The 23,975-nt window shown below is 72.4% G+C and carries 20 protein-coding genes and 1 pseudogene; 17 read left to right on the top strand and 4 right to left on the bottom strand.

Annotation, left to right across the window (positions count from 1 at the left end; all coding sequences use genetic code 11):
• Positions 1-239 precede the first annotated feature (239 nt).
• The 8 genes and pseudogenes from ACWGKU_RS12060 to ACWGKU_RS12025 all read left to right on the top strand — a co-directional run bounded on the left by ACWGKU_RS12060 (position 240) and on the right by ACWGKU_RS12025 (position 8,177).
• Positions 240-914, top strand: coding sequence for a DUF4097 family beta strand repeat-containing protein (locus tag ACWGKU_RS12060; protein WP_452177434.1), 675 nt, complete (start codon positions 240-242; stop codon positions 912-914).
• An 82-nt stretch (positions 915-996) separates the two neighbouring features.
• Positions 997-2,184, top strand: coding sequence for a sensor histidine kinase (locus ACWGKU_RS12055; RefSeq protein WP_452177435.1), 1,188 nt, complete (start codon positions 997-999; stop codon positions 2,182-2,184).
• Positions 2,181-2,861, top strand: a complete 681-nt coding sequence (locus ACWGKU_RS12050) for a response regulator (protein WP_380351773.1) — start codon at positions 2,181-2,183, stop codon at positions 2,859-2,861. The genes ACWGKU_RS12055 and ACWGKU_RS12050 overlap by 4 nt, the downstream gene beginning before the upstream one ends.
• 116 nt (positions 2,862-2,977) lie before the next feature.
• Complete coding sequence (locus ACWGKU_RS12045) at positions 2,978-3,613, top strand: hypothetical protein (protein WP_452177436.1); 636 nt, start codon at positions 2,978-2,980, stop codon at positions 3,611-3,613.
• Between the two features lie 90 nt (positions 3,614-3,703).
• The gene (locus ACWGKU_RS12040) at positions 3,704-4,444 is read left to right on the top strand and encodes an SIR2 family NAD-dependent protein deacylase (RefSeq protein WP_401048346.1); all 741 of its coding nucleotides are present in this window, start codon (positions 3,704-3,706) and stop codon (positions 4,442-4,444) included.
• Positions 4,445-4,535: 91 nt separating this feature from the next.
• Positions 4,536-5,750 carry a cytochrome P450 gene (locus ACWGKU_RS12035; protein ID WP_452177437.1) on the top strand — a complete coding sequence of 405 codons (1,215 nt, stop codon included), beginning with the start codon at positions 4,536-4,538 and terminating at the stop codon, positions 5,748-5,750.
• A 69-nt stretch (positions 5,751-5,819) separates the two neighbouring features.
• Positions 5,820-6,802 (top strand): annotated as a pseudogene (locus ACWGKU_RS12030) (ADP-ribosylglycohydrolase family protein).
• A 55-nt stretch (positions 6,803-6,857) separates the two neighbouring features.
• Entirely contained in the window at positions 6,858-8,177 is a 1,320-nt protein-coding gene (locus tag ACWGKU_RS12025) for a serpin family protein (RefSeq protein WP_452177438.1), read from the top strand.
• A 16-nt stretch (positions 8,178-8,193) separates the two neighbouring features.
• Here the strand turns inward: ACWGKU_RS12025 and ACWGKU_RS12020 are convergent, their stop codons facing one another.
• The 4 genes from ACWGKU_RS12020 to ACWGKU_RS12005 form a co-directional block, all read right to left on the bottom strand.
• Complete coding sequence (locus tag ACWGKU_RS12020) at positions 8,194-9,306, bottom strand: ADP-ribosylglycohydrolase family protein (protein WP_401048341.1); 1,113 nt, start codon at positions 9,304-9,306, stop codon at positions 8,194-8,196.
• Between the two features lie 71 nt (positions 9,307-9,377).
• The gene (locus tag ACWGKU_RS12015) at positions 9,378-10,649 is read right to left on the bottom strand and encodes a DUF2786 domain-containing protein (RefSeq protein WP_380538554.1); all 1,272 of its coding nucleotides are present in this window, start codon (positions 10,647-10,649) and stop codon (positions 9,378-9,380) included.
• 97 nt (positions 10,650-10,746) lie between these two features.
• Complete coding sequence (locus ACWGKU_RS12010) at positions 10,747-12,381, bottom strand: transporter (protein WP_401049625.1); 1,635 nt, start codon at positions 12,379-12,381, stop codon at positions 10,747-10,749.
• On the bottom strand, positions 12,378-13,199 hold the full coding sequence (locus ACWGKU_RS12005; protein WP_359897527.1) for an ABC transporter ATP-binding protein: 822 nt from the start codon (positions 13,197-13,199) through the stop codon (positions 12,378-12,380). Before ACWGKU_RS12005 ends, ACWGKU_RS12010 begins: the two co-directional genes overlap by 4 nt.
• 266 nt (positions 13,200-13,465) lie before the next feature.
• On the opposite strand from ACWGKU_RS12005, the gene ACWGKU_RS12000 reads away from it, so the two are divergent.
• The 9 genes from ACWGKU_RS12000 (at position 13,466) to ACWGKU_RS11960 (ending at position 23,875) form a co-directional block, all read left to right on the top strand.
• Entirely contained in the window at positions 13,466-14,020 is a 555-nt protein-coding gene (locus tag ACWGKU_RS12000; protein ID WP_380538548.1) for a DUF1707 and DUF4190 domain-containing protein, read from the top strand.
• A gap of 266 nt (positions 14,021-14,286) precedes the next feature.
• Positions 14,287-15,867: a hypothetical protein gene (locus tag ACWGKU_RS11995; RefSeq protein ID WP_452177439.1), complete on the top strand. Its 1,581-nt coding sequence runs from the start codon at positions 14,287-14,289 to the stop codon at positions 15,865-15,867.
• Between the two features lie 47 nt (positions 15,868-15,914).
• Positions 15,915-17,516 (top strand): DUF2142 domain-containing protein, encoded by a 1,602-nt coding sequence (locus ACWGKU_RS11990; protein ID WP_359897524.1) that lies wholly within the window; start codon positions 15,915-15,917, stop codon positions 17,514-17,516.
• 376 nt (positions 17,517-17,892) lie between these two features.
• Complete coding sequence (rpsL, locus tag ACWGKU_RS11985; RefSeq protein ID WP_014144289.1) at positions 17,893-18,264, top strand: 30S ribosomal protein S12; 372 nt, start codon at positions 17,893-17,895, stop codon at positions 18,262-18,264.
• 2 nt (positions 18,265-18,266) lie between these two features.
• Positions 18,267-18,737 carry a 30S ribosomal protein S7 gene (rpsG, locus tag ACWGKU_RS11980; protein WP_030055803.1) on the top strand — a complete coding sequence of 157 codons (471 nt, stop codon included), beginning with the start codon at positions 18,267-18,269 and terminating at the stop codon, positions 18,735-18,737.
• A 39-nt stretch (positions 18,738-18,776) separates the two neighbouring features.
• Positions 18,777-20,882 carry an elongation factor G gene (gene fusA / locus ACWGKU_RS11975; protein ID WP_359897523.1) on the top strand — a complete coding sequence of 702 codons (2,106 nt, stop codon included), beginning with the start codon at positions 18,777-18,779 and terminating at the stop codon, positions 20,880-20,882.
• A 200-nt stretch (positions 20,883-21,082) separates the two neighbouring features.
• Positions 21,083-22,276 (top strand): elongation factor Tu, encoded by a 1,194-nt coding sequence (gene tuf, locus ACWGKU_RS11970; protein WP_359897522.1) that lies wholly within the window; start codon positions 21,083-21,085, stop codon positions 22,274-22,276.
• Positions 22,277-22,496: 220 nt separating this feature from the next.
• Positions 22,497-23,429, top strand: a complete 933-nt coding sequence (locus ACWGKU_RS11965) for a glycosyltransferase family 2 protein (protein WP_452182871.1) — start codon at positions 22,497-22,499, stop codon at positions 23,427-23,429.
• Positions 23,426-23,875: a GtrA family protein gene (locus ACWGKU_RS11960; RefSeq protein ID WP_401050870.1), complete on the top strand. Its 450-nt coding sequence runs from the start codon at positions 23,426-23,428 to the stop codon at positions 23,873-23,875. The genes ACWGKU_RS11965 and ACWGKU_RS11960 overlap by 4 nt, the downstream gene beginning before the upstream one ends.
• The last annotated feature ends 100 nt before the right edge of the window (positions 23,876-23,975 follow it).

Raw genomic sequence — 23,975 nt, 5'->3', positions numbered from 1 at the left:
GTGGAGAAGCTCGGTAGCTCGCTGGGCTCATAACCCAGAGGTCGCAGGTTCAAATCCTGTCCCCGCTACAAAGGAAGGGCCCGGAGGCATCAAGCCTCCGGGCCCTTCGGCATTCCCGGGGCCGGACGGCTCCGTCGTACGGGGGAGGGGCGGGAACCGCTCCGGCGGGGGAGGCGGTCGGGGCGGCCGCCGAGGGAGGGTTCCCGGTGTCGGTCGACGGGCTTTCGAAGGAGCCGGGGATGAAGCGGGTGCTGGGCGCGGTGGCGATCACGGCGGGGGTGCTGGTCGGGATGTCGGCCTGCCTGCCGTTCGGGGACGACGCGGAGCACCGGACGGTGAGCTACGGGGTGGCGGGACCGGTCCGGGAGCTCGTCGTGGAGGGGGCCGACGGCGGGGTGGTGGTGCACGGGGGCGGTGACGCCGTGCACGTGGTCGAGAAGCAGGACTACCGGGGGGACGCGCCGAAGAGCACCCACGAGGTGACGGACGGCGTGCTGAGGCTGACGTACGACTGCGGCTCCTGCGGGATCGGGTACACCGTGCAGGTGCCCGCCGGGACCAGGGTGCGGGTGAAGGAGGGCAACGGTGGCGTCGAGCTGTCCGGGCTGGCCGGCGAGGTGGACGCCGAGGTGACCAACGGCGGGGTCGAGGCCGACGGGCTGCGGGCCCCGCGGGTGCGGCTGGTCACGGTGAACGGCGGGGTGCGGGCCGACTTCGCCGCGGCGCCGTCGAAGGTCGAGGCGAGCACCACCAACGGCGGGGTGCGGCTGCGGGTGCCGGCCGGGGAGGCGTACGCGGTGGACGCCCGGGCCTCGGCCGGCGCGGTGGACCTGGGCATCCCCTCGCAGCCGGGCGCGGCGCGCAGCATCAGCGCCCGGGCGGAGACCGGCGGTGTGACGGTCAGCGGTGTCTGACCTGGGCGTTCCGCAGGCGCTGCCGGTAGGGCATGATCTCCTCCGCGGGGGCGGCGTCCCCGGCTACGGGGGAGGGACCGGGGTGGAGCGTGCGGTGCGCCTGCGCGGCCGGGTGGACGGGTTCGGCCCGTACCTGCCGGACTCGCTGCTGGCGGTGGCGGCGGCCGGGGTCGCGCTCTGGGCGGTGTCCCAGGACACCACGGTGCGCCCGTGGTGGATCCACCTGCTCGCGGTGGCGACCGCGCTGCCGCTGCCCTGGCGGCGCCTGAGGCCGCTGACGGTGCTGGCGCTGGCGACGGCGCCGTCGCTGGTGATCTCGGTGGTGGCGCACTCGGCCAACCCCCAGGTGCCGCTGTCCGGGGTGGTCGCCCTCTACACGGTGGCGGAGCGGTCCTCGGAGCGGGTGCGGTGGAGCGTGCTGGCGGTGGTGGTGGTCGGCAACGTGCTGGGCACCCACTCGCCGAACGGCGCGCTGTTCAGCCTGGTCACCTCCGTCGGCACCTTCGTGTTCGGCTCGCTGGTGCGCGCCCAGCGGCAGCTGGCCCGGGTGCAGGCGGAGCGGGCCCGGGAGGCCGGCGAACGGGCGGCGAGCGACGCGGCCCGGGCGGTGGCGGAGGAGCGGGCCCGGATCGCCCGGGAGATGCACGACATCCTGGCCCACGCCGTCTCGCTGATGGTGATCCAGGCCGAGGCCGGGCCGGTGGTGGTGCGCAGTGATCCGGACCGGGCCGTCCGCGCGTTCGACACCATCGCCGACGCGGGCCGGGACGCGATGGTCCAGCTGCGGCGCGTGCTGGGGGTGCTGAAGGACCCGGAGGCGGGCCGGCAGCTGGCGCCGCGGCCCCGGCTGGCCGAACTCGCCGGGGTGGCCGACCGGGTGCGCGCGGCGGGGCTGCGGGTGGATCTCGAACTTCCGGGGCAGGAGGGTCCGCTGCCGGCCGACGTGGAGACGGCGGCGTACCGGATCGTGCAGGAGGCGCTGACCAACACGGTCAAGCACGCCGGGGCGGACCGGGTCGCGGTCCGGGTGCGGCGGGCCGGGGAGGTGCTGGAGGTGGTGGTCTCGGACAACGGACGCGGGGTGCCGGCCGCGGCCGGCCGTGCGGTGGTCGGCTGGTCCGGCGGCCGCGGTCTGGTCGGCATCCGGGAGCGGGCGGCGGCCTGCGGCGGGCGGGCCGAGGCCGGGCCGGGGCCGGAGGGCAGGGGTTTCCTGGTGAGGGCCCGGCTGCCGCTGGGCACGGGCGGGGTGGTGGAGAGGGTGGACGAATGACGCCGATCCGGGTGGTCGTCGCGGACGATCAGGAGCTGGTGCGGGCCGGGTTCGGGATGATCCTGGACGCGCAGCCGGACATCGAGGTGGTGGCCGAGGCGTGCGACGGTGCCGAGGCGATCGAGGCGGTGCGCGCGCACGGCCCGGACGTGCTGCTGCTGGACGTCCGGATGCCGGTGATGGACGGGCTGGAGGCGGCCCGCCGGGTGTGCGCCGAGTTCCCGTCGACCAAGGTGATCATGCTGACCACCTTCGACATCGACGACTACGTCTTCGACGCGCTGTACGCGGGCGCCAGCGGCTTCCTGCTCAAGGACGTCCGGCGGGACGACCTGGCGCACGGGGTGCGGATGGTCGCCTCGGGGGAGGCGCTGCTCGCGCCGTCGGTGACCAGGCGGCTGATCGGCGAGTTCGCGGCCCGTCGGCCGGGGGCGCCGGAGCGGGCGGTGCGACCGCCGTCGCGGCTGCTGGAGCAGCTGACCCTGCGCGAGCGGGAGACGCTGCGGCTGATCGCGCGCGGGCTGTCCAACGCCGAGATCGCGGCCGAGCTGGTGGTCAGCGAGCACACGGTGAAGACGCACGTCAGCAATGTGCTGAGCAAGCTCGGGCTGCGGGACCGGGTGCACGCGGTGGTGTTCGCGTACGAGGCCGGGGCGGTGGTGGCGGGGGAGTCCTGACGGGCTCCCCCGTGCGGGGGAGGCGGCCGGTTCGCCGGTGCGGGTGATCCGGGACGAGGGCCCCGGCCGGGAGGCTCTGCGGTGTCGGAACGGACCACACCGCTGGAGACCATCGGATGAACACCGCCCTGAATGCCCGGAACACCCGCCCCACCCGCCTCAGCGGCCTCACTCCGTACGCCGTCGTCGGCGCCCCCGCCCTGATGGCCCTCTACGGCGGCATCCGCCTGGTGCCGGGCTCCCGGGCGCCCGGCCCCGGCTGGACGGCGGGGCACACCGCGATGCTCGCCGGGCTGCTGCTGTTCGCCCCCGTCCTCCTCGCCCTGCACCGGCGGCTCGCCCCGCGCGGCACGGCCGCGCGGACCGCGGCCGGGGCGGCGCTGGGGACGGCCTTCGCGGGGTTGCTCTGCTCGCTGGCGCAGATCGGCATCGACCTGGTGGTGGGGCTGGCGGCGGCGGACAAGGCCGAGCAGTCGCGGCTGTTCGACCGGGTCCAGGACGTCCCGGGCGTGCTGCCGGTCGTCTACCAGGTCGGCCCGCTGCTCTTCTACGTCGGCCTGCTGGCGCTGCTGACCGCCGCCGCGGCGGGCCGCTCCCGGGCGCTGCGCTGGTGGAGCCCGGTGCTGGCGCTGCTCGGCACCCTGGCCTCGGGCGTCGACCTGGCCCTCGTCCCGCTCGCCGCCGCCTGCTACCTGCTCGCGCTCGCCCCGCTGGCCCGTCCGGCCGCCGCGCCGCGCGCCGCCCTGGCCTGAAACGCGCGTCCTGGCCCGAAGCGGGCCCCGGCCCGGCGCCCCCGGATTTTCGGTGGCCGGTCGTGGGCCGCGGGCCGTACGGTCCGGGGTATGAACGCGAAGCGCCCCCTGATCGCCGTGCTCACCGGCGCGGGCATCTCGACGGACTCCGGCATCCCCGACTACCGCGGCCCGCAGGGGCTGTGGCAGAAGGACCCGTCGGCGCAGGAGCTGGTCACCATCGGGCCGTACCTGGAGGACCCGGAGGTCCGGCGGCGGGCCTGGCGGATGCGGCTGGAGACGGGCGCGCTGGGCGCCGAGCCGAACGCCGGGCACCGGGCGCTGGTCGACCTGGAGCGCTCCGGGCTGCCGCTGCGGGTGCTCACCCAGAACATCGACGGGCTGCACCAGAGGTCCGGGCTGACCGCCCGCAAGGTGCTCGAACTGCACGGCAACGTGCGGGAGACGCAGTGCCTGCGCTGCCGGGTGGTCGGTTCGATGGCGGACGCGCTGGACCGGGTCGGGGCGGGCGAGCCGGACCCGGCGTGCCGGGAGTGCGGGGGGATCCTCAAGCCGCGCATCGTGATGTTCGGCGAGAACCTGGACCCGGAGGTGCTCGGGCAGGCCGACGCGGTCGCCCGGGCCTGCGACGTCTTCATCGCGGTCGGCACCAGCCTCCAGGTGTTCCCGGTGGCGGGGCTGCCGTACAACGCGGTGCGGACCGGGGCGAAGCTGATCATCGTGAACGGCGAGCCGACGCCCTACGACGAGGCCGCGGCCGAGGTGATCCGGGAGCCGATCTCGCAGGCGCTGCCGAAGCTGGTGCGCCGACTTGTCCTGGAACGGGCCTGAGCGGGGGCCGGAAGGGTCATGTTCCCGGACGTACCGCGTGCGTACGATGATCTTTCCGGCTTCCCCCCTCCTGGCCTGGAGTGATCGACCGATGACGACGACGGCGAAGTTCGACCCCTGGTCGGCGGCCTTCGTGGCCCACCCGTACGACGCGTACGCCGAACTGCGCGAGCACGCGCCGGTGACGTACTTCGAGCCCACGAACCAGTGGCTCGTCTCGCGCCACGAGGACGTCAGCGCCCTGCTGCGCGACCGGCGGCTCGGCCGCACCTACACCCACCGCTTCAGCCACCAGGAGTTCGGCCGCCCCGAGCCCGACCCGGCGCACGAGCCCTTCCACACCCTCAACGACCACGGGCTGCTCGACCTGGAGGCGCCCGACCACACCCGGCTGCGCCGGCTGGTCTCCAAGGCCTTCACCCCGCGCATGGTCGAGGGCCTGCGCCCCACCGTGCGGCGGCTGGCCGGCGAACTGGTCGACCGGCTGCTCGCGGCCGGCGGCGGCGACCTGATCTCCGCCGTCGCCGAGCCGCTGCCGGTCGCCGTGATCGCCGAGATGCTCGGCGTGCCGGAGGCCGACCGCCACCTGCTGCGGCCGTGGTCCGCCGACATCACCGGGATGTTCGAGCTCAACCCCACCGAGGAGACCGCCCGCCGGGCCGTCACCGCGAGCATCGACTTCTCCGACTACCTGCGCACCCTGATCCGCGAGCGCCGGGGCAACCCCGGGACGGACCTGATCAGCGCGCTCATCCAGGCCCAGGAGGGCTCCGACGCGCTCAGCGAGCAGGAGATGATCTCCACCTGCGTGCTGCTGCTCAACGCCGGCCACGAGGCGACCGTCAACACCACCGGCAACGGCTGGTGGGCGCTGTTCCGCAACCCCGGGGAGCTCGCCCGGCTGCGCGGCTCGGTGGACGCACTGCTGCCCACCGCGATCGAGGAGCTGATGCGCTGGGACACCCCGCTGCAGATGTTCGAGCGCTGGGTGCTGGAGGACATCGAGGTCCGCGGCGTCACCATCCCGCGCGGCGCCGAGATCGCCCTGCTCTTCGGCTCCGCCAACCGCGACCCCGAGCGCTTCGCCGACCCGGACCGCCTCGACCTCGGCCGCACCGACAACCCGCACATCACCTTCGGCGCCGGAATCCACTTCTGTCTGGGCGCCCCACTCGCCAGACTGGAGCTCACCGAGTCCTACGGCACGCTGCTGCGCCGGGCCCCGGGCCTGCGGTTGGTCCGCGAGCCCGAGTGGAACCCGGGCTACGTGATCCGCGGGCTCAAGGAGCTGTTGGTCGAGGTGTGACGGGAAGAGGGGGGAACTGCCGTGGGCAAGGCGACGGGGGCACTGCTGGGGCTGGCGATCGGCGACGCGATGGGCCGGCCGACCGAGTTCCAGGACATCGAGCGGATCGCCGCCGACCATCCGAACTGGCGGCGGCTCCCGCTGCCGAAGAAGGCGCTGGTCACCGACGACACCCAGATGACGCTCGCCCTCGCCCGCGGCCTGCGCACCGCCCTGGCGCGCGGGACCCTGACGCCCCTGCGGCTGGAACGGCCGGTCCGCGAGGAGTTCGTCGACTGGTGGCGCTCCCCGCAGAACAACCGTGCCCCCGGCATGACCTGCCTGCGCGCCTGCCAGCGCCTCAGCCACGACGAGTACCGCTGGCAGCAGGCCAGCGACGTCGGCTCCAAGGGCTGCGGCGCCAACATGCGGGTCGCCCCGGTCGGACTGATCCGCGACCTGGACGCCCGGCAGCTCTCCGGCGCCGCCCAGCTGCAGTCCGCGCTCACCCACGGCCACCCGACCGCGCTCGCCGCCAGTGACCTCACCGCGTACGCCGTGCGCAAGCTCGCCGAGGGCGTCCCGCCCGCCGCACTGCCCGCGGTGCTGCGGGCGTACGCGCTGGCGAGCCGCGAGCGGTACGACGCGTTCTGGCTCGGCGACCTCGCCGACCGCTGGTACGGCTCCTCGCCGCAGGCCGTCATCGCCCGCGGCTGATGGGCCCCTCCTGCCCGTCGGCGGGCAAGGAGGGAGAGTGCCTCCAGGTGCTCGACCGGCTGGACGCGGCGCTCGCCGCCCCCGACGTCGAGGCCGACCCGTGCCTGGCCACCGGCGAGGGCTGGGTCGCCGAGGAGGCCTTCGGCACCGGCCTGCTCTGCTTCCTGCTGCTGCCCGACGACCCGGTGGCGGCCGTCCGCCGGGCCGCCTGCTCCAGCGGCGACTCCGACTCGCTGGCCTGCCTGACCGGCGCCTTCGCCGGCGCCCACCACGGCGAGGCGGCCTGGCCGGCCGACTGGGTGGAGCGGATCGAGCACCGGGACGAACTGCTGGAGTTCGGAGCGCTCTGGGACTGATCCGGGGCACGCCGGCCGGGCGGAACCGGTGGGCGGGACGGCGCGTCGAAGGGCCATGACGAACCGCAGCACCGCAACCCGTCGCACCCTCCGCCGCCCGGCGGCGCTGCTCCTCGCGGCCGCGCTCGCCACGCCGCTGCTCGCCGGCTGCGGCAGCACCGGGGCCGCCGCGCCCGTGGAGCTCCGGGCGTCCGCGCCCGTGAGCCGGCCGGCCGTCGACCCGGCCCAGGTGGCCGCCACCGCGACCGCCACCGACGCCTTCGGCCTGGACCTCCTGCACGCCCTGACCAGCGAGCCGGACGCCGCCGGGAGCAACCTCGTGGTCTCCCCGTCCGGCCTGGCCACCCTGCTCGCCATGCTGCTGCCCGGAGCCCGCGGCGCCACCGCCGGGGAACTGGCCGAGGCCCTGCACACCGGGCTCGACCCGCGGCAGTACGCGCTCGCCACCGGCGCGCTGAACCGGCCGGTCCCGGCCACCGACCAGCTGACCCTGCGCCGCAGCGACGACGTCTGGACCCAACAGGGCCTGGCCGTCGAGCCGGACTACCTCGCCACCCTCGCCGCCGCCTTCGACGCCGGGGTCCACCAGGCCGACTTCGCCAAGGACCCGGACGGCGCCCGCAAGACCGTCAACGCGGCGGTGGAGAAGGCCACCGACGGCCGGATCAAGGACCTGTTCGGCTCGAACGGGATCACGTCGAGCACCCGGCTGGTGCTCACCGACGCGCTGTACCTCAAGGCGAAGTGGGCCTCCGCCTTCACGCCCTCGCACACCGCCGACCGCCCGTTCCACAAGCTCGACGGCTCCGCCCCGGCCGTCCCCACGATGGGGCAGACCGGGGAGTTCAAGTACGCCGACGGCTCCGGCGGGATCGTCGGCGAGCCCTGGCAGGCCGTCGAACTGCCCTACGCGGAGGGCGGGCTGGTGATGGACCTGATCGTCCCCCCGCAGGGCGGCTTCGCCGCGTTCGCCAAGGGCCTGGACCAGCCCCAGCTCGACCGCGTCCTCGGGGCCCTCGCCGAGCGGCCGGTCGACCTCCGGCTGCCGCGCTTCCACTTCGGCACCTCGAAGGAGCTCACCCCCGCGCTGCGCTGGCTCGGCGTGCGGGCGGCCTTCGACGCGGCCGACTTCGGCGGCATCGCCAAGGACCCGCTGGCCGTCGGCACGGTGGTGCAGAAGGCCACGATCGAGGTCGGCGAGGACGGCACGGTCGCGGCGGCCGGCAGCGGTGTCGGGATGGAGGTGATGGCGGCGCCGAACGCCGAACGGCCGGTCCAGGTGTACGTCGACCGGCCGTTCCTGTTCCTGATCCGGGACAGCCGGGGCGGCGCGCCGCTGTTCCTCGGCCAGGTCACCGACCCGCAGGCGGGGTAGTCACCGGGCCGGGTGGTCACCAGGCGGGGTAGCGCCCGCCGAGCCCGGGGTGCAGCGGGTCACGGCTGCCGAACAGCACCAGCAGGTCGTCCGCGACCTGCCGCAGCTCGGCCCGCCCCTCGACCGCCCCGGCCCACTCGGGGGGCAGCGCCGCGGCGCCGTACGCGGCCCCGACCAGGTTGCCGCAGACCGCGCCGGTCGAGTCGCTGTCCCCCGAGTGGTTCACCGACAGCAGCAGCGCGGTGCGCACCGGATCGGGGTCCAGGGTGGCCGCCAGCAGCGAGTACACCGCGATGGCCAGGCACTCCTCGGCGGTCCAGCCGAGCCCGACCCGCTCCACCGTCTCCGCGGCCGGCTCGGCCTCCTGGGCCAGCCGCACCGCCCGGGCCAGCGCCTGGACGGTCTCCTTGGAACTCGGCAGCTCGCGGATCTGCTCCACCGTCTCGCCGACCGCCGCCCAGGGCTCGGTGCCGTCCGCGAGCCGCTCGACCAGGGCCGCGAAGGCGCCGGCCGCGAGGTAGCCGGTCGGGTGTCCATGGGTGAGCTGGGCGCACTGCACCGCCAGCCCGAAGGACTGCTCGACCCCGAGCCGGGCCAGCCCGAACGGCGCCGAGCGCATCACCGTGCCGCAGCCCTTGGAACCCGGGTTGATCGGCCCCAGCAGCCCGATCGCGGACGGCGCCTCGAACACCGGATGCTCGGCCACCCCGCTCAGGCAGGCGTTGCCGGGCGCCCGCCGCGCGTACAGGAAGGGCCGGCTCAGCAGCCAGCCGTCGTACGGGCGGGGCTGCGGCTCGGTGTCCGGCGCACCCTGGTACTGGGTCCGCAGCCAGCGCCGGTAGGCGCCGTGGACGGCCTCCGGCACCGAGCCGCCGCCGCCCGTCCAGCCGCGGACGAAGCCGCGGATCAGACCCTCGGCGGTGAACAGCGTCATCTGGGTGTCGTCGGTGACCTCGACCGGCCCGGGCCCGGCCGGCAGCGTGGTCACGCCCTGCGGCCCGAACCGGTCCTGGATCTGGTGGAGTTGCTGGAACTCCACCGGCCAGCCCAGCGCATCGCCGATCGCTCCGCCGAGCAGCGCTCCGCGCACCCGGTCCCGGTACCCCGACTCCGCCGCCGGATCCGTCACGTCGCGTCCCCCTTCGTTCGTGGCGGACTACGTTCTATCAGGTCCCCGGGGAATGATCGGCGGGACGGGCCCTACCGGCGGATCGCACCGGCGCGTCCGTGCAGCGCGGCCCGGTCGGCGGCGGCGCGTCCGGCCGCCCAGCCCACGCCGTCGCTGACCCGCACCCGCTGCGAGACCAGCTTCGGGAACAGCCGGTCGACCTGCTCGTCCACCGCCTCGGAGCGGGCGGCGAGCGCGGGCAGCAGCCGCTCGTCCGGCAGCAGCTGCTCCTCGGTGCCGTCCTCGCGCAGGTGCCGGCCGGCCGCGGCGGCGCTGGTGGCGCGCTCGGTCGCGGCGGTCAGCCGCTCGCGGATCCGCGCCGCGTACGCGACCAGGAAGGACTGCCGGAACGCCTTGCTGCGCGAGTCCTTGCGGGAGCCGGCCTTGTTGAGCGCGTGGGTGGCCTGCACCAGCAGCGAGGTGTAGAGCAGCTCGACGCCGTCCAGGTCGCCGTCGAAGCCGACCACGGTGCAGAAGCCGAACTCCTTCGCCCACACCACCCGGCACCGGTTGGCCGCCGCGACCGCGTCCAGCAGCATCGTCTTGGGGCCCTCGTACGGGTTGTCCACCCCGATCCGCAGCGCCGCCGGGGTGTCGCGGTCGGCGCCGGCCGCGGCCAGCAGCGCGTCGTCGATGCTGTGCTGGGCCATCAGCTGCTGGGCCTTGGCGGTCAGCGCCTCGGCCTCCTCCGGGTACTCGGTGGACTCGGCCTTGGCCAGCAGCGCCCGGATCCGCGCCAGCATCCGCGGCTCGCCGGTCACCGGCGCCGAGTGCCGCCCCCGGACGGCCTGCCCGGGGGCGGGCCCCACCGGGGCGATCGGCGGCAGCCGGCCCCAGGTGCGCAGCAGCTCCAGGACGGCGGTGGCGAGCGCGAAGCGGTCCAGCCGGTGCCGGTGGGCGAAGGCGCCGAGGTACTCCTCGTCGCCGGACCACCACACCTCGGCCTCCAGCTCGCGCAGCTGCTCCCGCCAGCGCCGGTCCAGGCCGGCCGCGGGGTGGCGGCGGTCCTCGGCGGCGATCAGGTCCACCGCGAGGGCCAGGTGGACGGGCTGCAGCTCGCGGCGCACCACCCGGGCCAGGTCGGCCGGCCGCCATCCGGCGGACCAGCAGCGGCCGACGGCGGTGTCCGCGTGGCCGAGCACCGCCCGGCTCACCTCGGGCCACTGCCCGGCCGAGGCGGCCAGCAGCGAGGCCCCGGTGTCCAGGGCGAGGTCCAGTGCGTCCTCCGGTGCCGTCAGCACCGACCGCACCGCCTGCTCCAGCAGCGGCCCGGCGGTCCCGGCCTGCTGCGCTCGCTCGCCCACGGTGTGTCCCTGCTCTCCTCGACGGTCCGGCCTCCTGCCCATGATGCCGGAGCCGCGGCGAAGACCGTCCGGCGCTCGGGCCGGCGGGGCCCGCGGCTCAGCGCTCGATGGCCTTGGCCAGGATCTCCGGCGTGCGCTCCAGCAGCCGGCCCGCGGCCATCCGCACGCCCAGCGTCGCGACCAGGGCGCCGTACAGCGGGCCGACCAGCAGCACCGGCCAGCTCGGCCCGTCCGAGACCAGCGCCCAGGCGAGGTAGCCGCCGACCGGCAGTGCCAGCACCGTGACGCCGAGCATCGAGCCGAACTGGTTGAGCAGGATCAGCCCGCCCTGTCCGGGGGCGGCGTTGCGCATCGGGTTGCTGTCGGCCGGCATGGTGTAGGGCGCCAGCACGCTGAACATCGAGCCCAGCGCGATCCCGCAGCCGAGGAGGGTCAGCGCCAGGCCGAGCGCGGACGGCAGCTCGCCCCATCGGCCGGTGACGGCCGCCAGCACCAGCCCCAGCACCACCGTCACCGGGACGGCGTACGACAGCACCGCGTACGCCCGGCCGCGCAGCTCGGACCGGGCGTCGGCCGGGGTGCGCAGGGTGGCGGCGACCATCCAGAACGCCGAGCCGTCCATGCCGAACAGGTTGAGCATCTGCAGTCCGAGGAACACCCCGGTCATCGCCAGCAGGTAGACGCTCGCCCAGCCCTGGACCATGGACAGCACGCAGATCACCAGCGTCATCCCGATGCTGGTGAACAGCGCGGCCTTGGCCCGCGGCTCGCGCCAGGCGTAGCGCAGGTGGCGCTGCATCACCGCGCCGGTCCGGCCCTGGGGCAGGAAGCGCCAGCCGCGCGAGTTCTGCACCCCCCGGGCCACCTCCAGGGTGGAGGAGTCGGCGGTGACCATCAGCTCCTGCAGGCTCCGCCGCCACCAGCGCAGCAGCAGTGCCAGCAGCGCGGCGGCCGCGGCGAGCTGGAGCAGCGCGAGCCCGTACCGGCCCTCGCCGGCGGTGCGCGGCGCGTCCGCCGCGCTGATCGGCGGGATCCAGCGCAGTACCGAGGCGATCGGCTTCAGCGGGGTGAGGTCGATCGGTCCGCCCCGACGGCCGAGGATGCTCTGCGAGCCGACGTTGGCGACCTGCACCAGCAGCGCGAAGGCCAGCCCGCCGAAGATCGCGAAGTCCTTGCCGCGCCGGCTGGAGAGCATCCGGGCGTTGCCCGCCGCGACCGCCCGGGAGAGCGTGACCAGGCAGAGCACCGCGAGCGGTACGGCGGGCACCGCGACCGCGGCCGAGGCGCCGCCGGCCGCGCCGGCCAGCACCGCGCCGGTCACCAGCACCAGGCTGATCAGCGGCCCCGGTCCGATCAGCGCGGCCAGCAGCGAGCCGCGCAGCAGCGGGCCGGGCCGCAGCGGCAGCATGGTCAGCCGGGTCGGGTCGGCGCTCTCGTCGCTGGAGAAGAGGAACAGCGGCAGGGCGGCCCAGCCCAGGGCCAGCACGCCGAGCAGCATCACCCCGGCGTCCCCGGAGCCCGCGTAGCGCCCGTTCAGCGCGCTCATGGCGACGGCGACGCCGGCCGCGAGGGCCAGGCCCACGACGCCGCCGATCACGTAGACGGTGGTCCGGCCGGGGCTGCGCCGCAGCCCGTTGCGCAGCAGCCGCAGCTTGAGCGCGACCAGGGCGCGCACCACCGTCCGCCCGTCGGGCACCGAGGCCGTGCGCGTGGCCTCGCTCCGCTCGGTCACAGGGCACCCCCGGGCTGCCCGCCGCCGAGCCAGCCGAGCGCCTGCCCGTCGTCCTCGCGCACGCCGATCAGGTCCAGGAAGGCCTCGTGCAGGCTGCGCCCGCCCCGTACGGTGTCCAGCGGTCCCTGGGCGATCACCTGGCCGGCGTTGACCACGGCGACCCAGTCGCAGAGCTGTTCGACCAGCTCCATCACGTGGCTGGAGAAGACCACCGTGGAGCCGGCCGCCGCGTACCGCTTGAGCACGCCGCGGATGGTCTGGGCGGAGACCGGGTCGACGCCCTCGAAGGGCTCGTCCAGGAACAGCACGTCCGGGTTGTGCAGCAGCGCCGCGGCCAGGCCGATCTTCTTGCGCATGCCGGTGGAGTAGTCGGCGACCAGCTTGTCGGAGTCGCGGCCGAGGTCCAGGACGGCCAGCAGCTCCTCGGCCCGCCGGTCCACCTCGGCGCCGGGCAGGCCGCGCAGCCGCCCGGTGTACTGGAGCAGCTCGCGCCCGCTGAGCCGCTCGAACATCCGCAGGCCCTCGGGCAGGATGCCGATCCGCGCCTTGACCGTGACCGGGTCCGCCCACACGTCGGTGCCGTGCACCAGGACGGTGCCCTGGTCGGGCCGGAGCAGCCCGGTGACCATCGACAGCGTGGTGGTCTTGCCGGCACCGTTCGGCCCGACCAGGCCGATGAACGCCCCGGCCGGCAGCTCCAGACTCAGCCCGGCCACCGCGGCCTGGGTGCCGAAGTGCTTCCAGAGCCCCTGGATGCTGACGGCGGACGGGGTTCCCGGCCCGGGGAGGTCGGAGGACGGCGGCGCTGACGCCTGCATGGCGGCCTTCTCTGCTCGTGGTGGTGGAGTGGTGGGCATCGTGCTGGTGGAAGCCCTCGGGGCTCAGCCTGTCACTGCTCGAACAGGCTGTCGCCCGAGTTGAGCATCCCCTGAGCACATCCGCCGAACGGGTGAGGCACGCCGACCAATATCCTCTTCTCGGCGGCTACTGGGCCGATTTGGCAACTACTCAGTTCGGCCGTTCGTCCTGCACTATGAGGAAGCAGTGACGTGCGCGGGGGTGCCGCGCTACCGGGAGGTGGCGGATGTCCGTACAACCATGGGGCGAGCCCGGTTCCGGCTATCCGCCCGGCAAGCGGTCGGCGGGGGGCTGGCAGCCGGTGCCCGCGCCGGCGGTGTCGTCGCAGGCGGCGATGCGGGCGGGCCACGCGGACCGGGACCGGACGCTCGACGTGCTCAAGGCCGCGTTCGCCGAGGGGCGGCTCTCCGTCCAGGAGTACGAGCAGCGCCACGAGGCCGTGGCCGCGGCGCAGACCTACGGTCAGCTGGCCGTGCTGGTGGCCGACCTGCCCTCCGGGCCGATGACGGCGCCGCCGGCCGCCGCCGCCACGCCGGTTCCGGCCACCTTCATGGCCGTCCCGCCGCCGGTGCAGGCCCGCCCCACCAACGTGCTCGCCGTGGTCTCCCTGGTGGCCAGTCTGGTCGGCCTCTCCGCGCCCGCCGTGATCACCGGCCACATCGCCCGCTCGGAGATCCGCCGCCGCAACATGGACGGCGACTGGGCGGCCGTCCTCGGCCTGGTCATCGGCTACCTGGGGTGCGCGTTCTGGACCCTGATGATCCTCCTCGGCTTCGCCTGAGGCCCACCCGGTCGGGTGATCCCACGGTGGTCGGCCGTTCTTCCCGATGGGGCCTTCCTCAGACGGAGGACCTATGATGCCCGGGGCTGCCGCCGCGCACCCGGAAGCAGTACGTTCTCCGTCACCGGCCGACGCCGAAGGGCCGGGCGGGCCGAGCGAGCGACCACGAGCTGAGGACCGTGCCAGTGACAGTCAGTGCCCAAGAGGCCTCCAGGATCCCGCCGATCGGAGGACGTTCGCTGATCCGGGGATCCGCGGGCCGCTCCGTGGCCCGGCTCCGGACGTCGGCTCCGGCACTGCTCGCGGGCGAGGCCGTGGTCTCCTTCCTGGCCGCCCTGGTGCTCCCGCTGATGGCGCGCGGCTTCCAGATGGACCCGCTGAACCGGATCGCCCAGGTGAGCGGTCTCGCCGCGGTGCAGCTGCGGTTCGCGGTCATCGGCTTCCTCCTGCTCGGCGTGGTCGTGCTCGCGATGCGCTTCCGCTCGGGCCGGCACTTCGGCCTGGCGTCCCGTTTCTCCTCGGCCGCCATCGCCGGTCTCGCCAGCGGCTTCGTGGCGGCCGGCGCGGTCATCGCGCTGCTCGGCACGCCCTGGCCGATGTTCGGCATGAACGGCGACAGCCAGCGCATCGTCGAGTGGGCCCACGCGGTGGTGAACGGTCAGCCCTCGGGCTCGCCGGTCTACCCGCCGGCGCCGCTCTACACCCTGGGCTTCTACGCGGAGCTGTTCCGCGGCGGCAACACCGCGTACGCCTTCAAGGACCTGCAGATCTTCGGCGCCGCAGCGTTCGGCCCGCTGGTCTACCTCTCGTGGCGCATGCTGCTCAGCCCGGTCCGCGCACTGGCCTTCGGCGTGCTGCCGGCCTTCGCCCTGATCGACGCCTACAAGCCGTACAGCCAGACCGTGCTGGTGGTCCTGGTGCCCGTGCTGGTCGCCGTGGTGGTGCACCTGCGCCGGAGCGGGACGGACGGCTGGCGGCTGCTGCTGCTGAAGGCGGGCGGCTTCGGGGCGTTGCTGGGCCTGATGTTCCTCACGTACTCCGGCTGGTTCCTGTGGAGCGCCCTCGGCGTGCTGGTCGCGGCGTTGATGTACTTCCCCTGGCACGAAGACCGGCGCAAGGGCCTGGCGTACCTCGGCACCACCGGGGCCGCCTTCCTGCTGGTCTGCGGCAGCTACCTGGTGACCATGCTGACGGAGGCCCCGGACACCAAGGACTCCAACTTCCGCTTCGACAACTTCACCGACCCGGCGTACTTCCTGATGTGGCGTACGGACATGCCGGGCAAGGTGGGGGACTGGCCGATCCCCGGCGAGTTCGGCGGCATGGACCTGTTCGCGGTGGTGATGTTCGTCGCACTGGGCGCCGCCCTCTGGCTGGGCATCCGCAAGCCGGTGATCGTCACCATCAGCTGCATGTTCGCGAGCGCCTGGGTGATGCGGATGTTCATCGCCTCGCACATGTACGAGACGCAGACGGTCCAGCTCTACACCCGGACCAACAACCAGCTGCTCTACTGCGGCCTGCTGCTCTGCGCCCTGCTCGCCCACCTGGTCTCGCTCCGGCTGGCCGAGCGCCGCCGGGCCGCGGAGGCCGCCGGTACCGCCGGAACGGCCCTGCCGGGCCCGCAGGCGGCCGTGATCGGTACGCTGTTCGCTCTTCTCTTCCTGTTCGGTACGGTCTCCTCGTCGATGGCGGACCGCTACATGCCGGCGAAGGAGGACACCTACCGCATCCTGCCGTGGGTGTCGCACACCATGCAGAACCTCGACGGCACCTGCCCGAAGTTCGCGCCGGGTGGGCAGTGCTCCAAGACCGGTGACCAGTCATGGCTCAGCATGATCAAGTAACCAGTTCCCGCCCATGAGCCCGAACTGACCCCGAAGGCCCAATCCTGATGATGATCACCGCCGTCAAGAGCCTCGCCGACCGGCTCGTCTCCTCACCGAGGCGTCTGTGGGTCGTGGCGTTCGCGATCCTGTTCGCACTGAGTGGGGCCTGGGCGTTCGCTTCGCCGACCGGTGCCTCGCCGGACGAGCACGCACACCTGATCCGGGCGGCGGCCGTCGCCCGAGGCCAGGTCGAGGGACGGGAGGTCATGGTCCCGCACCTGGTGGGCGGCATCGAGGGCCAGTTCGCCGAGACCGGGGTCGAGCTCCCGCGCATCTACCAGGACCTCAAGGACGTCAACAGCTGCTACGTCTTCAAGCCCGAGCAGCCGGCCTCCTGCGCGCCCCGGCTCGTGGACCGTCCGGGGGAGACCCTGGTGACCACCGCGGCGGGCCGCTACCACCCGGCGTACTACTTCGCGGTGGGCTGGCCCAGCCTCCTGGTCCACGGGGCCAAGGCCTTCTACCTGATGCGCCTGATGTCGGCGCTGATCTGCTCCGCCCTGGTGGCGAGCGCGGTGGTCTCGGCGGCGGAGTGGCGGCGGCGCTCCTTCACCCTGCTCGGCGTGATCACCGCGGCCACGCCGATGGCGCTGTTCCTGTTCGGCGTGGTCAACCCGAGCGGTCCGGAGATCGCGGCGGGCATCCTGGTCTGGAGCGCCGGGCTGCCGATGCTGATGAGCCCGGACCCGCTCCTGCTGAACCGCCGGCTGGCGCGGTTGGGCATCGGCGCGCTGGTGCTGATCAGCATCCGCCCGCTGGGCCTGATCTGGTTCGCCGGGGCCCTGTTCTTCGCGCTGCTGCTGGGCCAGAAGGGGGCGGTGCGCGAAGTGCTCCGCCGCAAGGTGACCTGGCTCTGGGGCGGCCTGGCGGCGGCGGGGGCCGTCGCGGCCCTGGCCTGGTCGTCGAGCCACCCGGACAACTCGATCATCAACACCCCGAGCGACCTCACCCCGCTCGCCGCGGCCCGGAAGACCTTCGACTTCGGCCTGCTCTACATGAAGCAGATGATCGGCTACTTCGGCTGGCTGGACGCCGAGGCGCCGGCCGCGACGCTGCTGGTCTGGTGCGGTGTGGCGCTCGCCCTGGCGATGTTCGCGCTCTGCTACGCCCGGTTCCGCGACGCCCTGGCGATCGTCGGCGTGATGGCCGGCATCGTGGTGATACCGATAGCGGCACAGGCCATGCAGGCGCGCCAGCTGGGCATGATCTGGCAGGGCCGCTACCTGCTGCCGTTCGCCGTCGGACTGCCGATCCTGTGCGCCGCGATCTGCCACGAGCGGCTGCCCTGGGGCGGCTTCGCCTGGCGCCGGCTGCTGGTGATCGCCGGCTTCTCGCTGTCCCTGGTCAACGCCGCGGCCTTCCTCTGGGCGCTGCGCCGCAACACCGTCGGCAGCACCGGCCCGCTGCTGATCAACCCGGCCCACTGGTCCCCGCCCGGCACCTGGATGCTCTGGCTGGCCGTGTACACGCTGGCCGCGCTCGCGCTGGGGCTGTTCACGGCGGTGTCGGACAACCGGGAGCGCCCGTTGCCGCAGTCGGCCGGGGCGGCCGGCGGCAGCGCCAGCCAGGACCCGCCCCGGCTCGCCGGGGCCCACGCGGAGGCGTAGGGTCGCGGTGCGGGGGCTGCCCGGTTGTGGTAGGGAGCCCCGCCCCGGCCCGGTTCCCGGCCCGCTTTCGGTGCAAGCCCCGCGACCTGCGGCGTTGCATTTGTTTTGACCGAGCCCGATGCGCTAGGTACGCTCTGACCTTGTGCCTGGGGTGTCCCCGGGTCCTTGTGCGTGCATGCACACCGGTCGCCGCGCCGAGCCGGAGCGCTTCCCAGCGCGCCGCGCGTAGAGCGCCGTCGCTGTACAGCAGCCATGGGATTCCGTGTCGTAACAAGCCCAACACACCCGACCGCGTGGGTCGACCACGGGGCCGTGTGCGAGGGAGACATCGCAGGTTAGTTCCACCAAGCCTTGGCACACAGAAAACGGAGAAACGGTGCCTACGATCCAGCAGCTGGTCCGAAAGGGCCGGCAGGACAAGGTCGAGAAGAACAAGACTCCCGCGCTGAAGGGTTCCCCGCAGCGCCGTGGGGTCTGCACGCGTGTGTACACGACCACCCCGAAGAAGCCGAACTCGGCTCTCCGCAAGGTCGCCCGTGTGCGCCTCACCAGCGGGATCGAGGTCACCGCTTACATCCCGGGCGAGGGCCACAACCTGCAGGAGCACTCCATCGTGCTGGTGCGCGGTGGTCGTGTGAAGGACCTTCCTGGTGTCCGCTACAAGATCATCCGCGGTTCGCTCGACACCCAGGGTGTCAAGAACCGCAAGCAGGCCCGCAGCCGCTACGGCGCCAAGAAGGAGAAGTAAGAATGCCTCGTAAGGGCCCCGCCCCGAAGCGCCCGGTCATCATCGACCCGGTTTACGGCTCCCCGGTCGTCACCCAGCTGGTCAACAAGATCCTGCTGCACGGCAAGCGCTCCACCGCCGAGCGGATCGTCTACGGCGCCCTCGAGGGCGTCCGTGAGAAGACCGGCTCGGACCCGGTCGTCACGCTGAAGCGCGCGCTGGAGAACGTCAAGCCGGCTCTCGAGGTCAAGTCCCGCCGTGTCGGTGGCGCGACCTACCAGGTTCCGGTCGAGGTCCGTCCGGGCCGCGCCAGCACCCTGGCGCTGCGCTGGATGGTCGGTTACTCCCGCGCCCGTCGCGAGAAGACCATGACCGAGCGCCTGATGAACGAGATCCTCGACGCCAGCAACGGCCTGGGCGCTTCCGTGAAGCGTCGTGAGGACACCCACAAGATGGCCGAGTCCAACAAGGCCTTCGCGCACTACCGCTGGTAGTCCCTACCCCGTCACTAGACAGAGAGAGAACGAGCCACCATGGCTGCAACCTCCCTTGACCTCGCCAGGGTCCGCAACATCGGGATCATGGCGCACATCGACGCGGGCAAGACCACCACCACCGAGCGGATCCTGTTCTACACCGGTGTCTCGTACAAGATCGGTGAGGTCCACGATGGCGCTGCCACCATGGACTGGATGGAGCAGGAGCAGGAGCGCGGCATCACGATCACGTCGGCCGCGACGACCTGTCACTGGACCGTTGACGACGTCGACAACACCATCAACATCATCGACACCCCGGGCCACGTCGACTTCACCGTCGAGGTGGAGCGTTCGCTGCGCGTCCTCGACGGTGCCGTGACGGTGTTCGACGGTGTCGCCGGTGTCGAGCCCCAGTCCGAGACCGTGTGGCGGCAGGCTGACCGCTACGGCGTCCCGCGCATCTGCTTCATCAACAAGCTGGACCGCACGGGCGCGAACTTCTTCTTCTGCGTCAAGACCATCGTGGACCGCCTCGGCGCCACCCCGCTGGTCATGCAGCTGCCGATCGGTGCCGAGTCGGACTTCCAGGGCGTTGTCGACCTGGTCCGCATGAAGGCGCTGGTCTGGTCCGCCGAGGCCGCCAAGGGCGAGATGTACGACGTCGTCGACATCCCGGCCGACCTGCAGGAGCAGGCCGAGGAGTACCGCGAGGCGCTCATCGACACGGTCTCGAACGTCAGCGACGAGATCATGGAGCTCGCCCTGGAGGGCGAGGAGATCCCGGTCGAGCTGCTGCAGGACGCGATCCGCAAGGGCACCCTGAACTCGGACTTCACCCCGATCTTCTGCGGTACCGCCTTCAAGAACAAGGGCGTTCAGCCCCTGCTCGACGCGGTCGTCAAGTACCTGCCGTCGCCGCTGGACATCGAGTCCATCGAGGGCACCAAGCCCGGTGACGACACGGTCAAGATCTCCCGCAAGGCCTCGGACGACGAGCCGCTCGCCGCGCTCGCGTTCAAGATCATGTCGGACCCGCACCTCGGCAAGCTCACCTTCGTCCGGGTCTACTCGGGCCGCCTGGAGTCCGGCACCTCGGTGCTGAACGCCGTCAAGGGCAAGAAGGAGCGCATCGGCAAGATCTACCGCATGCACGCGAACAAGCGTGAGGAGATCGACTCGGTGGGCGCCGGCGACATCATCGCCGTCATGGGCCTGAAGCAGACCACCACCGGTGAGACGCTGTCCGACGAGAAGAACCCGGTCATCCTGGAGTCCATGGACTTCCCGGCCCCGGTCATCCGCGTCGCGATCGAGCCCAAGTCCAAGGGTGACCAGGAGAAGCTGGGCGTTGCCATCCAGCGTCTCGCCGAGGAGGACCCGTCCTTCCAGGTCAACACGGACGAGGAGACCGGCCAGACCATCATCGCGGGTATGGGCGAGCTGCACCTCGAGGTGCTGGTCGACCGTATGCGCCGTGAGTTCAAGGTCGAGGCCAACGTCGGCAAGCCGCAGGTCGCGTACCGCGAGACCATCCGCCAGGCGGTCGAGCGCATCGACTACACCCACAAGAAGCAGACCGGTGGTTCCGGTCAGTTCGCCAAGGTGCAGATCGCGATCGAGCCGCTCGAGCAGGCCGAGGGCTACGAGTTCGTCAACAAGGTCACCGGTGGCCGCGTTCCGCGCGAGTACATCCCGTCGGTCGACGCCGGTTGCCAGGAGGCCATGGAGTTCGGCATCCTCGCCGGCTACCCGCTGCAGGGTGTCCGCGTGAGCCTGCTCGACGGTCAGGCGCACGACGTCGACTCCTCCGAGCTCGCGTTCAAGATCGCCGGTTCGATGGCGTTCAAGGAAGGCGCGCGGAAGGCCAAGCCGGTCCTCCTCGAGCCGATGATGGCCGTCGAGGTCACCACGCCCGAGGACTACATGGGCGACGTGATCGGCGACATCAACTCTCGCCGTGGCCAGATCCGGTCCATGGACGAGCGTCACGGTGCCCGCGTCGTCACGGCGCTGGTGCCCCTCTCCGAGATGTTCGGCTACGTCGGTGACCTGCGCAGCAAGACCTCTGGTCGCGCGAGCTACTCGATGCAGTTCGACTCGTACGCCGAGGTTCCGAAGAACGTGGCGGACGACATCATCGCCAAGGCCAAGGGCGAGTGACGTCCCGATAATCGGGACGATAGCGAAGCCTTAGGCTATTCGGAGGCAACCCGGGAGGATCCGGTCGGATCCTCCCGGGAGCCTCCGGCCCCCCCACCAGCGGGACGGCACGGGATGTCCTCCGGACAACCCGCACCAAAACCGATCAAAGACCAACTGGCGTCAGCACGGCGTACAGGAACTGTCCTCAGGAGGACTCAGTGGCGAAGGCGAAGTTCGAGCGGACGAAGCCCCACGTCAACATCGGCACCATCGGTCACATCGACCACGGTAAGACCACGCTGACCGCGGCCATCACCAAGGTGCTGCACGACGCGTACCCGGAGATCAACCCCTTCACGCCGTTCGACCAGATCGACAAGGCGCCGGAGGAGCGGCAGCGCGGTATCACCATCTCCATCGCGCACGTCGAGTACCAGACCGAGGCGCGCCACTACGCCCACGTCGACTGCCCGGGTCACGCCGACTACATCAAGAACATGATCACCGGTGCCGCCCAGATGGACGGCGCCATCCTCGTGGTCGCCGCCACCGACGGCCCGATGCCGCAGACCAAGGAGCACGTCCTCCTGGCCCGCCAGGTCGGCGTTCCGTACATCGTCGTCGCCCTGAACAAGGCCGACATGGTGGACGACGAGGAGATCCTGGAGCTCGTCGAGCTCGAGGTCCGCGAGCTGCTCTCCGAGTACGAGTTCCCGGGCGACGACCTGCCGGTCGTCCGCGTCTCCGCGCTGAAGGCGCTGGAGGGCGACAAGGAGTGGGGCGAGAAGCTCCTCGGCCTGATGCACGCGGTCGACGAGGCCATCCCGACCCCGGCCCGCGCCGTGGACCAGCCGTTCCTGATGCCGATCGAGGACGTCTTCACGATCACCGGTCGTGGCACCGTCGTCACCGGCCGTATCGAGCGTGGCATCCTCAAGGTCAACGAGACTGTCGACATCATCGGCATCAAGGAGACCAAGACCACCACCACGGTCACCGGCATCGAGATGTTCCGCAAGCTGCTCGACGAGGGCCAGGCCGGTGAGAACGTCGGTCTGCTGCTCCGTGGCATCAAGCGCGAGGACGTCGAGCGCGGCCAGGTCATCATCAAGCCGGGTTCGGTTACCCCGCACACCGACTTCGAGGCCCAGTCCTACATCCTGTCGAAGGACGAGGGTGGCCGCCACACCCCGTTCTTCAACAACTACCGCCCGCAGTTCTACTTCCGTACCACGGACGTGACCGGCGTCGTGACCCTCCCCGAGGGCACCGAGATGGTCATGCCGGGCGACAACACCGCCATGACGGTCGCGCTGATCCAGCCGATCGCCATGGAGGAGGGCCTGAAGTTCGCCATCCGTGAGGGTGGCCGCACCGTCGGCGCCGGCCAGGTCACCAAGATCATCAAGTAGTCTGACGGTCTGACCTGCCTGCCTCGTACAGGCTCAGTCCGAAGGGCCCCGCGCACCGCACGGTGCGCGGGGCCCTTCGGCGTCTCAGCAGCGGTTCACCGGAGCGCGCCGCCTTTCACCGGCCGCTCATCGCAGACTGTTAAGGTCGGGCGACATCCAGCCCGGCCGTCGTGGAAAGTGGGACCAACGCATGTCAACGGCACCGCTGTTGTCGGTCGTGATGCCTATCTACAACGAGCAGGAGGCGCTCCCGCTGACCGTCGAACGGCTGCGGCCGATCCTCGACGGGCTCGACGTGAGCTACGAGGTGGTCGGCGTCGACGACGGCAGCACCGATGTCACCCCGGTGCTGATGCAGAAGATCCGCCAGGACTGGCCGGAGTTCCGCATCGTCCGCTTCGCCCGCAACTCCGGGCACCAGGCCGCCCTCACCGCCGGCCTCCACCGCGCCTTCGGCGACTACGTGGTCTCCATCGACGCCGACCTCCAGGACCCGCCGGAGAAGATCCCCGAGATGCTGGCGCTCGCCCGCGAGCAGAACCTGGACATCGTCTACGGCGTGCGCGGCGACCGCGGCACCGACACCTTCTTCAAGCGGCACACCGCCGGCGGGTACTACCGGCTGATGCGCCGACTGGTCGGCAAGCGGATGCCCAACCAGGCCGGCGACTTCCGGCTGCTCAGCCGGGCGGCCGTGGACGCGCTCAAGGCGATGCCCGAGCACCAGCCGGTCTACCGGCTGCTGGTGCCCTGGCTGGGCTTCCCCAGCGGCGAGGTGGTCTACGTCCGCGAGGAGCGGATCGCGGGGAGCAGCCACTACCCGCTGTCCAAGATGGTCCGGCTCGCGTTCGACAGCGTCACCAACTTCTCCGCCGCCCCGCTGCGACTGGCCACCTGGCTCGGGCTGTTCAGCTTCCTGGTCTGCATCCTGCTGGCGCTCTACACCACGATCGCGTACGCCGTCGGCTCCACCGTGCCCGGCTGGTCCTCGCTGTTCATAGGGATGCTCTTCATCGGCGCCGTGCAGCTGGTCTGTGTCGGCCTGCTGGGCGAGTACGTCGGCCGGATCTACTCGGCGGTCCAGGCGCGGCCCGCGTACTTCGTCGGCTACGACTCGGCCGAGGAGCCGGACCGGTACGGTGCGGGCGCGTGAACGAGAGCCTCCCCACGGCCCGGGACGAGCGCGAGGAGCCCGCCGAGGCACCCCGGCCGGTCCGCCGGCTGCTGCCGTCCTTCCTGGTGATCGGGGTGCTGAGCACCGTCTTCTGCCTGGCGCTGTTCGTGCTGCTGCGGCTGGTGACCTCGCCGCAGGTGGCCAACCTGATCGCGCTGGCGGTCAGCGCGGTGGCCAACACCGCCGCCAACCGCCGCTTCACCTTCGGCATCACCGGCTCGGACGGCGCGGTGCGCCACCAACTGCAGGGCGCGGTCGCGTTCCTGATCGGGCTGGGCCTGTCCAGCGGCGCCCTGGCGCTGCTGGACGTGGCGGTGCCGCACGCCTCCCGGACGGTCGAGGTGGCCGGGCTGGTGGTGGCCAACGGCCTCGCCACGGTGGTCCGGTTCGTGCTGGCCAAGCTGTGGGTCTTCCGGACGCCCTGAGCCGGCGCGGGGGAGACGACGACGGAGGGGGCGCGTGCCGGGGCACGCGCCCCCACCGGGTGGGGCGGGGGGCGCGACAGCTGCGTCAGCGAGTCCGTGT

This window comes from Kitasatospora sp. NPDC054768 (assembly GCF_053612025.1).
This window is presented reverse-complemented; position numbering and strand designations above follow the sequence as displayed.